Consider the following 12,733-nt stretch of genomic DNA (forward strand, 5'->3'; position numbering starts at 1 on the left):
CCTCAGCCCTTCTTCTTTTTCTTCGGCTTTTCCGCCTTCTTCACCGGCTTCGATGCCTTGGCCTTTTCTGCGGCCCTGGATGCGGCCGGCTTCTTCGCCGCCAGCTTGGCCAACTGCTTGGTATAGTCCTTGTGCAAGGCGCCGGCGCCCCAGCCCTTGCCTTTGTTCTGTTTCGACAGAGCATCCATGATCGCGACCAGATTGTCGTCGCGGATCTTTTCCAGCTCACGGATCGACAGGCCATGCGCCTGGTCGTCCGACTGGGTGGCGATCAGATCGACCAGCTCGTCGTTGAACTCCGGCACGTCCATCAGCTTGGTCCACGGCCATTTCAGGCACGGCCCGAACTGCGCCATAAAGTGGCGCATGCCTGCCTCGCCGCCGGCGACGCGGTAGACCTGGAACATGCCCATCTGCGCCCAGCGCAGGCCGAAGCCATAGCGCATGATGTCGTCGAGTTCCTCGACCGTGCAGATGCCGTCCTTGATCAGCCACAGCGCCTCGCGCCAGGCCGCCTCCAGCAGGCGGTCGCCGACAAAGGCCTCGATCTCCTTGCGGATCACCACCGGCTTCATGCCGATCGAGGCATAGATTTCCTTGGCAACCTCGATCGCTTCGGGGAACGTCTGCTCGCCGCCGACGATCTCGACCAGCGGCAGCAGGTAGACCGGGTTGAAGGGATGTCCGACAACCAGACGCTCCGGATGCTTCTTCATCGCCACCTGCATGTCGGTCGGCTTGATGCCCGAGGTGGACGAGCCGACAATGGCGTTGGCCGGCGCGTAGAGATCGATCTCGGCCAGTACGCGGTGTTTGAGGTCGAGCCGCTCCGGCACGCTCTCCTGGATGAAATCGGCATCGGCCACCGCCTCGGCGATGGTCTTGGCAAAGGTCAGTCTGCCTTCCTTGGGCAGGCCGCCGGGAACCATCTGCCTGTAGGCGCGGCGCGCGCCCTTCATCACTTCCGAGACCTTGCGCGACGCTTCCAGGTCCGGATCGAAGATCGACACATCGATGCCGTTGAGCAGCAACCGCGCCACCCAACCGGCGCCGATGACACCGCCGCCAATGGCGGCTGCCTTGTTGATGATGCTCATGGTCAGGCTCCGGTTTTTGTCTTGGCGGTTTGAGGGTCGATGAGAGGCACGCGCTCGCCAACGCGGATCACGGAGGGGTCGTAGGCCTTGCGGGCGAAGACTTCGAGCACGAAGGGCCGGAAGAATTCGATCGGCAGCGTGTCGTAGTCCGGGTCGAAGCTCGACTGGTCCCAGCGTTCGCAAAACTGGTCGCAATCGTCGAAATAGGCATGGCCGGCGAAGCGGTCGCGAGCATGGCGGTTGCCGCCGAGATGATGCGCGTAATAGAGCCGCTGGAAGTCGCCATGCTTTTCCACCACCCAGGTGCATTGCTCGCGCACGAAAGGTTTCAGGATCGAGGCGGCGTATTCGTCGTGATTGTACGGTGCGTAGATGTCGCCGATGTCGTGCAGCAGCGCGCAGGCGATCCAGTCGGTGTCGGCGCCGTCGCGCCAGGCCCGCGTCGCCGCTTGCAGCGAATGGCCGAGCCTGGTGATCTTGTAGCCCGACAGGCCTTCGTCGAGTTGCACCAGTGCGTCGAGCAGCCGCTCGCCGGTCCTGGCGGCATAGTCGATCTCATGGGCGGTCAGGAACTCATAGTCTTGCCTGTCGCCATCCTTCATCGCAGTGAATTTGACGGTAGCCATGATCCGCTCCCGTCTTAAGCAGCCGCTGCGATCGGCGCCCGCTTGGTGAGGTTGAGCTTCCTGCGCACTTCCTCCGGCCCCAAAATCCTGGCGCCGAGATTGGTAACGATGCTGGCCGCGCGCTCGACGAGCTGCGCATTGGTGGCCAGCACGCCCTTGTCGAGCCAGAGATTGTCTTCGAGACCGACGCGGACATTGCCGCCGGCGAGCACTGCAGCGGCTGCATAGGCCATCTGGTTGCGGCCGATGGCGAAGGCCGACCAGTTCCAGGTCGACGGCACGTTGTTAACCATGGCCATGAAGGTGTTGAGGTCGTCCGGCGCCCCCCACGGCACACCCATGCAGAGCTGCACCAGCGCGTCGGGATTCAAGACCTTTTCTTCGACCAGCTGCTTGGCGAACCAGAGGTGGCCGGTATCGAAGGCTTCGATCTCCGGCTTGACGCCGAGCGCCGTCATCATGCCGCCCATTGCGCGCAGCATGCCGGGCGTGTTGGTCATGACATAATCGGCCTCGGCGAAGTTCATGGTGCCGCAATCCAGCGTGCAGATTTCCGGCAGGCACTGGCGCACATGTTCCATGCGGTTGGTGGCGCCGCCCATGTCGGTGCCTTTTTCATTGAGCGGCAGCGGCGCTTCCGGTGAGCCGAACACCATGTCGCCGCCCATCCCGGCGGTCAGGTTCAGGATCACATCGACTTCTGCCGCGCGGATGCGGTCCGTCACTTCGCGGTAGAGATGGACATCGCGGCGCGGCTTGCCGGTCTCGGGGTCGCGGACATGGCAGTGGACGATGGCGGCACCGGCCTTGGCCGCGTCGATGGCAGAATCGGCGATCTGCTTGGGCGAGCGTGGCACATGCGGGGAGCGGTCCTGCGAGCCGCCGGACCCGGTCACGGCACAGGTAATGAAAACCTCACGGTTCATCGCGAGCGGCATGGACATCTCCTCCCATAGAAACAGACCCAACAATGACCGACTTGCCGGAAACTGTTTTGCGATTTACGAAGCTCTCATGATCAAAAGCGAAAAACCGACCATCTTTCGCGCCGAGCGATCGCCGCTCAAGGTGACGCTGCTGGTGTTTTCAGGCTCGTCCATCATGTGCGTGGCGTCGGCCGTCGACCCGCTGCGCGCCGCCAATCGCATCTCAGGCGAGACGCTGTTCGATTTCAAACTGGTCTCGGTCACCGGCGAGGCGCCGGTCACCACATGCGGCCTGCCGGTGGCGGTCAGGGGCCGCTTCGATGCGGCCGAGCCGAGCGACGTGCTTGTCGTCGTCGCCGGCTTCGGCACCCAGAATTACGCGACATCGGCTCTGCTTTCCGGATTACGGCGAGCGGCCCGCGCGGCTCGCGCCTGCGGCGGCGTCGAGGCCGGCACCTGGCTGGTGGCGCGCGCCGGCCTGCTCGAAGGCCGCAGCGCCACCACCCACTGGGAAGACATGGAGGATTTTTCCTCCGCCTTTCCCGGCGTCGACGTACGCCCGGACCGCTACGTCATCGACGGGCCGGTGTTCACCTCCGGCGGGGCGTCGCCGACCTTCGACCTGATGCTGCATCTGATCCGCACGCGGCTCGGCATGGCCGTGGCGCTCGATGTCGCCAGCGTCTTCATCTACGACCAGGCGCGCGCCGCCAACGATGCGCAGCCGCTGGTCTCGCTCGGCCGGCTCGACGGCTACGATCCGCGTCTGGCGCAGGCCATCCGTCTGATGGAATCGCATGTCGACCAGCCGCTCACCATCGACGCGGTGGCGAAACGCGCGGGCGTGACGGCCCGCACGCTGGAAAGCATCTTTCGAAAATCGATCGGCGAGACGCCCGGCGCCTACTATCTCAGACTGCGGCTGGGCGCGGCGCGTCGGCTGGTGGTCGACACGCGAATCGCCATGGCGGATATTGCCGGGCGGACGGGGTTCTCGTCCGCCGCGGCATTTTCCAGAGCGTTTTCAAGAGCGTTCGGCGAAGCCCCGGTCAGGCTGCGCCGAGGTTGATGCATGTCGCCCAAAAGTGTGTCGCGGTTTTGGGATAACGACATGCACAGACAAAGGGAGATCAGGCTGCGTTCTGTCGTTCGCCGCCGGCGTCCATCTGCGAGCGGATCTGCCTCGCCAGACGGAGTTCAAATCGGCTGCTGACAGCCCGATCCCATTCGTTTTTCACGCTGTCGGTCGGCCGCGGCAGCGCCATCAGCCGGTCGATGATCGATCCGGTCTCGCCGGATGAGAGCAGGGCGTCGATTTCGCGTTCGTATTGCATTATCGGTTCGCCTCCTTCCTTTCACCCCGCCACAACGGACCTCTTATACGAGATACGTGACGGCAGTTTGAAGGCAAGAGCGAGGTCATTGAGGGGCGCCAAAGGGCAAACCCTTGTCGTCGGATAGGGTCTTGCGCAAACCCCATTCCGGGGCGGCCGGAATGTTATCCAGCCACCCTTGAGCACAACGAATCGGCTTTCCGCCCTCAGACGTAGCGGTTGACGATGTTTTCCAGCAACTCCTGGCGGCCGGAGCGTGGCTGCGGCTCGATCTTCTTCTTCACCACGCGCTCGGCGATGTCTTCCAGCGAGCGCTTGCCCGACAGCATCGCCTTGCCCTCGGCCGTGTTCCAACCGGCATAGCGCTCGGCCAGCGGACCCGACAGCGCCTTGTCCTCGACCATCTTCGCGGCTGCCTTGAGACCTCGTGCGCACGAATCCATGCCGCCGATATGGCCGATCAACAGGTCCTGCGGGTCGAGCGACTGGCGGCGCAGCTTGGCGTCGAAATTGGTGCCGCCGGTCTTGAAGCCGCCGGCCTGCAACACCTGATAATAGGCCAGCGCCATCTCCGGCACATTGTTGGGGAACTGGTCGGTGTCCCAGCCCGACTGGTAGTCGTTGCGGTTCATGTCGATCGAGCCGAAGACGCCGAGCGCATTGGCCAGCGCCAGCTCGTGCTCGAAGGAATGGCCGGCAAGTATCGCGTGGCCCTGCTCGATGTTCAGCTTCACTTCCTTCTCCAGCCCGAAGCGCTTGAGGAAACCGTAGACCGTGGCAACGTCGTAGTCGTACTGATGCTTGGTCGGCTCCTGCGGCTTCGGCTCGATCAGGATCGTGCCTTTGAAGCCAATCTTGTGCTTGTAGTCGACGACGAGATGGAGGAAGCGCCCGGCCTGCTCCTGCTCGCGGGCAAGATCGGTGTTGAGCAGCGTTTCATAGCCCTCGCGCCCGCCCCACAGTACATAATTCTCGCCCTTCAGCCGCTTGGTGACGTCGATGCAGCTTTTCACCGTCGCCGCCGCATAGGCGAAGACATCCGGATCGGGATTGGTGGCGGCGCCCGACATGAAGCGGCGGTTGGAGAACAGGTTGGCCGTGCCCCAGAGCAGCTTGACGCCGGTCTTCTTCATCTTGGCGGCAAAATAGTCGCCGATCTCGTCGAGCCGCGCGGCACTTTCGGAGAAATCCTTTCCCTCGGGCCGCACGTCGGCGTCGTGGAAGCAGAAATAGGGGGCGCCGAGCAGCGAGAACATCTCGAAGGCGACGTCAGCTTTCAGCTTGGCCAGCTCCATCGTGTCGATGCCGCCAGCCTTGGGAAACCAGGGCCGGTCGAAGGTCTGGCCGCCAAAGGGATCGCCGCCCGGCCAGGCGAAAGAATGCCAGTAGGCGACGGCGAAGCGCAGATGGTCTTCCAGCCGTTTGCCGGCCACCACCTCGTCGGGATTGTAGAAGCGGTAGGCCAGCGGATTGGTCGAATCCGGCCCCTCATACTTGATCGCTTTGATGTCGCCGAAAAATCCGCTGCTCATGATTTCTGTCCTCTCTCGAATAGTTCGCCCTGATTACCTCAGGCGTAATTGGTTTCGCTCTCGCTTGGGGTGAAAAGGCTCGTGTCAAAGCCACTCAACGAAGGAGACAGACCATGACCGACCTCAACACGATCGCCGAGAACTACATCACCGCCTGGAACGAGGCCGATGCGGATCGCCGTGCCGAACTGCTCAAGGCCACCTTCACCGAAGACGTCAGCTACCGCGATCCGCTCATGCAGGGCGACGGCCACGCCGGCGTTGCTGGGCTGATCGACGGCGTACAGCAGCGCTTCGCCGGCTTCCGGTTCTCGCTGAAGGGTACGCCGGACGGGTTTGGCAACCGCATCCGCTTCTCGTGGAATCTTGGGCCGGAAGGCGTGCCGTCGGTTATCGAAGGCACCGATATCGGTGTTATCGAGAACGGCCGTCTGAAGAGCGTCACCGGGTTTCTCGACAAGGTGTCGGCGCAGTGATCGATTAAGGGTGGCGCGAGACACCCCCCTCTGCCCTGCCGGGCATCTCCCCCGCAAGGGGGGAGATTGGCTGGCATCCACGCCTTCGCTAATCACCCACCTTACAAGACTGGCATACCCGCCGACGCTGCCGATCTCCCCCCTTGCGGGGGAGATGCCCGGCAGGGCAGAGGGGGGTGCCTCGCGCTCACTCACGCCATGGCGCCCTTGATCGCCGGATACAGCGCCCGGTAGCGCTGATAGGCATCGGCATACGCCCCGCCAAGCGGGACATCCGGTTCGATCGTCGCATCCGTCCTCGGCGCCGTACACACCGCCAGCGGATCGGCTCCGATTGCAGCGATCAGCCCAAGCCTTGCCGCCCCAAACGCCGCGCCGAAATCGCCGTCGGCCGGAATGTCCACCGGCACCTGCAGCGCCGTGGCGATCGCCTTCAGCCAGTAGCGCGAGCGCGAGCCGCCGCCGATCGCCGTCACCCGCGTCAAGATCGTGCCCGCCGTCTTCAAGGCTTCGAGACTGTCTCGGAAGGCGAAGGCGACGCCTTCTAGCACGGCCTGCGTCAGCACTGCGCGGCCGGATTCATGCGCCAGTCCGGTGAAGGACCCACGAATGGCGGAATCATTGTGCGGCGTGCGCTCGCCCGAGAGATAGGGCAGGAACGACACCCCGCTCGGCGCTTTCAGCACATCGCCAAGTTCGGCGGTCAATTCGCCGGCCTTCTTGCCTGAAATCTCCGACAGCCAGTTCAGCGAGTCGGTCGCAGACAGGATGACCCCCATCTGGTGCCAAGTGTTGGGCAGGGCATGGCAGAAGGTGTGGACCGCACTTGCCGGATTGGGCAGGTAGGAAGCGTTGGCGGCAAACAGCACGCCAGATGTGCCCAGCGACACAAAAGCGTGGCCGGCGCCGACCGTGCCCATGCCGCAGGCCGAAGCAGCATTGTCGCCGGCGCCGCCGGCAACCGGGGTGCCCGATGCTATGCCCCAGCTGGCGGCCAGTTCGGCGCGCAAGGCTCCGGCCTTCTCCGTGCCTTCGACCAGCGACGGCATCTGCCTTTCGTCGAGCGATGTCGCCGCAAGCAACTCGGGGGACCAGCGCCGTTTGCCGACATCGAGCCAGGAGGTGCCGGCCGAGTCGGACATTTCTGAGATATGCTCGCCGGTCAGCCACAGCCGCAGGAAATCCTTCGGCAAAAGCACCTTCGCCACTTTGGCGAAGACGGAGGGCTCATTGTTCTTCACCCAGGCGAGTTTCGGCGCCGTGAAGCCGGGGAAGACGATATTCCCGGTGAGTTGGCGAAAGCGCGGGTCGGCATCGAGCGCCGCGGCCTCAGCGTGGCTGCGCGTATCATTCCACAGAATGCAGGGGCGCAGCACCTGGTCGCCGGCATCGAGCAAGGTGGCGCCATGCATATGGCCGGAAAGGCCGATGCCCTTGACCGCGGCAAGCTCTTTCGGGTGCGAGGCTTTCAGCTCGGCAATGGCCGTCTCGCAGGCGCGGATCCAGTCCGTGGGGTTTTGTTCGGACCAGCCGGGATGCGGCCGCGATACGTCAAGCGAAGCATGGCCGGAGCCGATGATCTTCTGCCCGGCATCGATCAACAGCGCCTTGACGCCCGACGTGCCGAGATCGAGGCCGAGATACATGCATTCCTCCCATTGCCATTAATTTTTTCGGGTCTCGAAAAAATCTGGCTTGCCATTTTTTAAAACAAGATCCGCCGCGGGTCAATTCTCTGACAAATTGGCGGCGCGTTGCGAAAACAGCGCCGAAAGCGGACTGTCCGGCCGGGCCAGTGCGCGCTCGGCCGTCAACGCCCGGGCAAGCGCTGGGTCACCGGCGCGCAACGCCGCCTCGATCAGCGTGAGATCAATCACATCGCGCTGGGCGTGGCTGCCGCCAAAGCGATGGGCAATGGCGCGGATCGGTCGAATCAGGCGCACCGCTTCGCTGTAATTGCCCTCGCCGAATGCCTTGATGCCTTCCGTCAGTGGCTGGCCGACATCCCGGGTAAAGGCGGCGTTGTCGTCGCTGCCGCGCATCGCCTCGTGCTGGGCTTCGAGCAAGATCTTGGCCGGCCCTTCCAGCCCGGTGCCGACAAATGCCATCATCGCATGCGCATCGTTGAAGGCGTAATTGCCGGCTCCAGCCTTCGGCGCCCAGTTGGCAGCGAGCGCTGCCCAGCGGTCGCCGACATCGGCACCGCCGAGATAAAGCCGCCACAGGATCGCGGAGGCGTCGACCATGTTCAGCGCCAGCGTCGAACGCTCGCCATAGATCGGCCCGTCATAGAGTTTGAGCACCTCATCGGTCTCGCCGAGATCGTAGTGGAACAGCGCGAGATGCCACCAATTATGCACCTGCAGGAAGTTTTCTTTGGTCCACGCCTCGGGGTTGGCGCGCATCCAGGCGATGCCGTCCCGTTGCCGGCTCTGCATCTCCATGACATGGGCGACCGCATGCTGCGCCCAGCCGTCTCGCGGCTCGATCTCGATCGCCTGTCGGCCGAAACTTTCGGCTCTGATATAGTCGCCCATCTCCTCCAGACCGAAGGCCTGCATACCGAGAATGGCGTGGTAACCTGGCATGCCGCTCTGCCAGGACGGCAGCGCGCGGCCGATACGGTCGCGCAGCATGCGGGCATTGCCGGTGAAGAAGTCGATCTGGTGGCCGACCTGCAACGCCACCGCGTCGAGCGGGTTGTCGATGGCGATATCTTCGAGCAGGCGCGCGGCGTCATGCCAGCGTCCCGCGGCAAGGTGGCCAAGGGCCGCCACATGCGCCTGTTCGCGCGGCGTCGCGGCAAGCGGCAGTGCCGCAGCATGGCATGCCTGGGCGACCGCCGTTGCCTCGCGTTCGGTGGCGAGGCCGAACAGATACCCCTTGAAGACATGCGCCATGACGAAACCGGGATCCGCCGATATGGCGCGGTCAACGGAGCCGACCGGGTCGCCGACGAAGCATTGCAATTCATGCACGGCCTGGCTGTAGGGTGAAAACCCGGCCTCGGTCGCGCCCGAAAACATTAGGCCGAATGGATCTCTTACTGCCATATCGGCCCTGATGCTCCGCAGTTCCTAATTGCCCGAGCGCATCGCCACCGTGGCGATGCCGGCGCCGACCAGCAGCGTGCCGCCGGTGCGGTTGAAGATGCGGATCGCCTTGGGGTTGCGTACTACGTTGCGGGCGCGCGCCGCGATCAGCGCGTAGCCGAAGGCATTGGCGAAGGCGAGCGCCAGGAAGGTCGCTTCGAAGATCAGCATCTGTGTCCAGAAATCGGCTTCCCGGTTGAGGAACTGCGGCAGGAAGGCGACGAAGAAGGTGATGCTCTTCGGGTTGAGTGCGGTGACCAGCCAGGCGTGCGCCATCATCTTGGCGGCCGAGACGGCATCTGTGCGTGGTTCGGCTTTGAGCGCGCCGCCGGCGCGAAACAGTTTTACCCCGAGATAGATCAGATAGCAGGCGCCGATCAGCTTCAGAATGGTGAACACGGTCGCCGACGCGGCCAGCAGCGCGCCGATGCCCAGCATCGACAGGGTCATGGCGGTGAAGTCGCCCAGCGCCACGCCGACGGCCATCGGCAAGGCAGTGCGCCAGCCCTGGCCCAGCGCATAGGACACGACCAGAAGAATGGTCGGGCCCGGAATGATGAGCAGGACGGTGGAGGCGGCGGCGAAGGCGGCCCAGTTTTCGAACGACATCTTTGTCTCCTTGAGCGCAAAGAAAAGGATAAATCCTCGTGTGCGGAGGAATGTAAAGAGCCCTCTCCCAAAAATGCACGGCGGACCATTTCGCCAGATCGCTGCGGCTATTGGCGGCACAGGCTTAAGACCGGTCGTTGGGCCTTCACCCTTTTTCAACCATGTTTGGCGAAACTGCCTGCTATCCGGCCGGACCGTGTTTCCCGCCGACAGCGTAGGGTTTGGGTGCATGCGTGAGTTGCCGCAGAATGTGACGCCGCCAGCAAATGGCGACGCAAACGAGACCGAACATCTCTATTCCCGCCGCTTCGTCCTGTCAGGGGCCGGCGCCATGACGCTGCTCGGCATGGCCGGCTGCAGCACTTCGACGCTCGAGCTGCCGCAATTCCAGCTGGATGACACGGTCACCGGCTCGGTGCGGCCGATCCGTCCGGCGATCAGCGTCGACAAGAACGTCACCGGCCCCGATGTCATGTACGCTTCGCTCAACGATGGCGGCTTCGAAGTGCCGGCGGTGCCCTATCAGAAGGTCAAGCCGGAGTTCCGCCGCCAGATCGTCGTCAACGAGACCGGCGAGGCGCCCGGCACCATTGTCGTCCATCTGCAGGAGCGAAAGCTCTATCTGGTGCAGGAGGGCGGCGACGCCATCCGCTACGGCGTCGGCATCGGCAAGGACGGCTTCCGCTGGTCCGGCCGCGCCAACATCCAGTACGGCAAGGAATGGCCGACCTGGACGCCGCCGCCGGAGATGATCCAGCGCAAGCCGGAACTGGTGAAGTGGCAAAACGGCCAGCCCGGTGGCCTCACCAACCCGCTCGGCGCACGCGCTCTTTACATCTACCAGGACGGCAAGGACACCGGCTACCGCATACACGGTTCGCCGGAATGGGCGAGCATCGGCCAGGCGATGTCGTCGGGCTGCGTGCGCCTGATCAACCAGGATATCATCGACCTCTACAGCCGCGTTTCCAAGAAGAACCCGGTCGTGGTCGTCTGATCCTGTGCGGCGGTTTGGCGCCGCTGGAAACTCCCGTTGCGCGATGCGGCAAGCTAGGCCAAGGTGCCTTGAAAACCACAGCGCCGGGAGAGATCGAGCATGGCTGGAACGTTTGTCATCGCACAGGGCGGCGGCCCGACCGCCGTCATCAACCAGACGGTTGTCGGGGCCACGCTGGAAGTCCGCAAGCGCCATCCCGGCGCCAAGGTGCTGGGCTCGCTCCACGGCGTGCGCGGCATTCGTGACGGCAACTATGTCGACCTCTCCGCCATCCCCGAGGACCGGCTGCGGCTGATCGCCGGCACGCCGAGTGCCGCGCTCGGCTCGACACGCGACAAGCCCGACGCTGCCTATTGCGAAGTCATCCTCAACGGGTTGAAGAAGGCCGGCGCCGACGCTTTCATCTACATCGGTGGCAACGACACGTCGGGCACGCAGCAGATCCTGACCGACGCCGCCGGCGGCAGCATCGCTTTCGTCCATGCGCCAAAAACCATCGACAACGACCTCGAGGAAAACGACCACACGCCGGGCTTCATCTCGGCGGCCGAATTCGTCGCCGGCGCCTTCCTGTCCGTCGATCTCGATTTCCGCGCATTGCCCGGCATCTATGTCGGCATCGTCATGGGCCGGCATGCCGGCTTCCTCACCGCGGCGGCTGCAGCCTGGCAGCTCGATCCCGACAGCGGCCCGCATCTGGTCTACGTGCCGGAACGGCCATTCTCCGCCGCCGGTTTCATCGACGACGTGCGCGCCACGCTCGACCGCCACAAGCGCTGCATCGTCGCCGTCTCCGAAGGTGTCAGCACCGCCGACGGCAAGGCGCTGGTCGAAAGCCTGGTGCCGCCGGACAAGCTCGAGCGCGACGCGCATGGCAACGTCAAACTGTCGGGCAGCGACCTGCCGTCAGCTCTGGAACGTGCGCTCGCCGAAGGCCTGCCGGGCAAGCGCGCCCGCGTCGATGCGCTTGGCTACATGCCGCGCGGCTATGTCGGCTCGATCAGTGCCGTCGACGCGCAGGAGGCTTTCGACGCCGGCGCCTTCGCGGTTGCCGTTGCCGGCGAAGGCGGTGGCTCGGTGGCGCTGCAATATGACGGCACGAAAACCTTGCTGAAGAAGGTGCCGCTGAAGAACGTCGCCGGCAAGACGCGCCATATGCCCGACGATTTCATGAAGCCCGATGTCAACCAGCTGTCGGAAGCGGGCATGGCTTACCTGAAGCGGCTGGGGCCGGAAAAATACAAGGTGGGAAAGCCCTTCGTCTGATGGGCGGCCGTTTTGGCGGCACCCGTTTTGGTGGCGAGCGCGTTGTCGGCGACTGGTTCGGCAAGACGATCATCGACGACCGCACGACGATGCTGACCGAGCCGTTCGTGCATGATTTCGTGCGCGCCAACATCTGGCATTTCAGGGGACGCGACGCCGACCTGCTGGTCGACACCGGCATGGGCATCTGCCCGCTGGCGCCTGAGATCGACACGCCCGAGGGCAAGCCGCTCATCGTTGTCGCCACCCACATCCATCTCGACCATGTCGGCTCGCTGCACGAGTTTCCGCTGCGCGCCGGGCCGCGGCACAGTGCCGAGCATTTCGAGACCATGAACGATCAGGTGACCTACGCCTACATGTTTTGTAATCTCGACGGCGCCGTTTCGAAATTGCCGGCGCCGGGCTGGACGGCGGCCGACTACAAGATTCCGCCGGCGCCGCTGACGCGCACGCTGGACGAGGGCGACATCGTCGACCTCGGCGACCGGCAGTTCCGCGTCCTGCATCTGCCCGGACATTCGCCGGATTCGATCGCTTTGTTCGACGAGGCAGACGGCCTGTTCTTTGCCGGCGACGCCATCTACGATTCCACGCTGATCGACGACCTGCCGGATTCCTCCCGGCCTGATTATCGCCGTACCATGCAGCGGCTCCTTGACCTGCCTGTTCGCCTCGGCCATGGCGGCCATGGGCCGAGCTTCGACGGCAACCGGATGCGCGAGATCGCCACAGCCTATCTCAGGCGCACCGGAGGCCTCTGACGACATTGGGATTG

At 64.1% G+C, this 12,733-nt stretch carries 13 protein-coding genes; 5 read left to right on the forward strand and 8 right to left on the reverse strand.

Translation table 11 applies throughout. The annotated features are described in order from the left end of the window. Positions 1-2: 2 nt before the first annotated feature. The 3 genes from X757_RS154665 to X757_RS154655 are packed head-to-tail and all read right to left on the reverse strand — an operon-like array spanning position 3 to position 2,661. The gene (locus X757_RS154665; protein ID WP_023702511.1) at positions 3-1,097 is read right to left on the reverse strand and encodes a 3-hydroxyacyl-CoA dehydrogenase NAD-binding domain-containing protein; all 1,095 of its coding nucleotides are present in this window, start codon (positions 1,095-1,097) and stop codon (positions 3-5) included. A 2-nt stretch (positions 1,098-1,099) separates the two neighbouring features. After that, complete coding sequence (locus X757_RS154660) at positions 1,100-1,723, reverse strand: HD domain-containing protein (RefSeq protein ID WP_023702512.1); 624 nt, start codon at positions 1,721-1,723, stop codon at positions 1,100-1,102. A gap of 14 nt (positions 1,724-1,737) precedes the next feature. Continuing rightward, positions 1,738-2,661 carry a 3-keto-5-aminohexanoate cleavage protein gene (locus X757_RS154655; protein WP_023668863.1) on the reverse strand — a complete coding sequence of 308 codons (924 nt, stop codon included), beginning with the start codon at positions 2,659-2,661 and terminating at the stop codon, positions 1,738-1,740. Positions 2,662-2,737: 76 nt separating this feature from the next. Between X757_RS154655 and X757_RS154650 the strand changes: the two genes are divergently transcribed. Beyond that, positions 2,738-3,718, forward strand: a complete 981-nt coding sequence (locus tag X757_RS154650; protein WP_023725900.1) for a GlxA family transcriptional regulator — start codon at positions 2,738-2,740, stop codon at positions 3,716-3,718. A gap of 61 nt (positions 3,719-3,779) precedes the next feature. Here the strand turns inward: X757_RS154650 and X757_RS154645 are convergent, their stop codons facing one another. Both X757_RS154645 and xylA read right to left on the reverse strand, forming a co-directional pair. Next, positions 3,780-3,983, reverse strand: a complete 204-nt coding sequence (locus X757_RS154645; protein ID WP_023702513.1) for a hypothetical protein — start codon at positions 3,981-3,983, stop codon at positions 3,780-3,782. A gap of 206 nt (positions 3,984-4,189) precedes the next feature. Then, the gene (xylA, locus tag X757_RS154640) at positions 4,190-5,515 is read right to left on the reverse strand and encodes a xylose isomerase (RefSeq protein ID WP_023725901.1); all 1,326 of its coding nucleotides are present in this window, start codon (positions 5,513-5,515) and stop codon (positions 4,190-4,192) included. A gap of 113 nt (positions 5,516-5,628) precedes the next feature. Between xylA and X757_RS154635 the strand changes: the two genes are divergently transcribed. Beyond that, positions 5,629-5,991 (forward strand): nuclear transport factor 2 family protein, encoded by a 363-nt coding sequence (locus tag X757_RS154635; protein ID WP_023725902.1) that lies wholly within the window; start codon positions 5,629-5,631, stop codon positions 5,989-5,991. A 191-nt stretch (positions 5,992-6,182) separates the two neighbouring features. On the opposite strand, the gene xylB is transcribed toward X757_RS154635, so the two are convergent. From xylB to X757_RS154620, 3 genes are all read right to left on the reverse strand, one after another. Further along, positions 6,183-7,637 (reverse strand): xylulokinase, encoded by a 1,455-nt coding sequence (xylB, locus tag X757_RS154630; protein ID WP_023703618.1) that lies wholly within the window; start codon positions 7,635-7,637, stop codon positions 6,183-6,185. A gap of 81 nt (positions 7,638-7,718) precedes the next feature. After that, positions 7,719-9,044, reverse strand: coding sequence for a tetratricopeptide repeat protein (locus X757_RS154625; protein ID WP_023725903.1), 1,326 nt, complete (start codon positions 9,042-9,044; stop codon positions 7,719-7,721). Between the two features lie 24 nt (positions 9,045-9,068). Next, entirely contained in the window at positions 9,069-9,692 is a 624-nt protein-coding gene (locus X757_RS154620) for a LysE family translocator (RefSeq protein ID WP_023696914.1), read from the reverse strand. Positions 9,693-9,921: 229 nt separating this feature from the next. Between X757_RS154620 and X757_RS154615 the strand changes: the two genes are divergently transcribed. The 3 genes from X757_RS154615 (at position 9,922) to X757_RS154605 (ending at position 12,719) form a co-directional block, all read left to right on the forward strand. Beyond that, a complete protein-coding gene (locus tag X757_RS154615) occupies positions 9,922-10,689 on the forward strand; it encodes a L,D-transpeptidase (RefSeq protein WP_023668871.1) in 768 nt (255 codons plus the stop codon). 99 nt (positions 10,690-10,788) lie between these two features. Next, positions 10,789-11,955 (forward strand): diphosphate--fructose-6-phosphate 1-phosphotransferase, encoded by a 1,167-nt coding sequence (locus X757_RS154610; RefSeq protein ID WP_023724176.1) that lies wholly within the window; start codon positions 10,789-10,791, stop codon positions 11,953-11,955. Then, entirely contained in the window at positions 11,955-12,719 is a 765-nt protein-coding gene (locus X757_RS154605) for an MBL fold metallo-hydrolase (RefSeq protein ID WP_031196287.1), read from the forward strand. The genes X757_RS154610 and X757_RS154605 overlap by 1 nt, the downstream gene beginning before the upstream one ends. The last annotated feature ends 14 nt before the right edge of the window (positions 12,720-12,733 follow it).

Source organism: Mesorhizobium sp. LSHC412B00, assembly GCF_000503035.1.
In the GTDB taxonomy this organism is placed as follows: Bacteria; Pseudomonadota; Alphaproteobacteria; order Rhizobiales; family Rhizobiaceae; genus Mesorhizobium.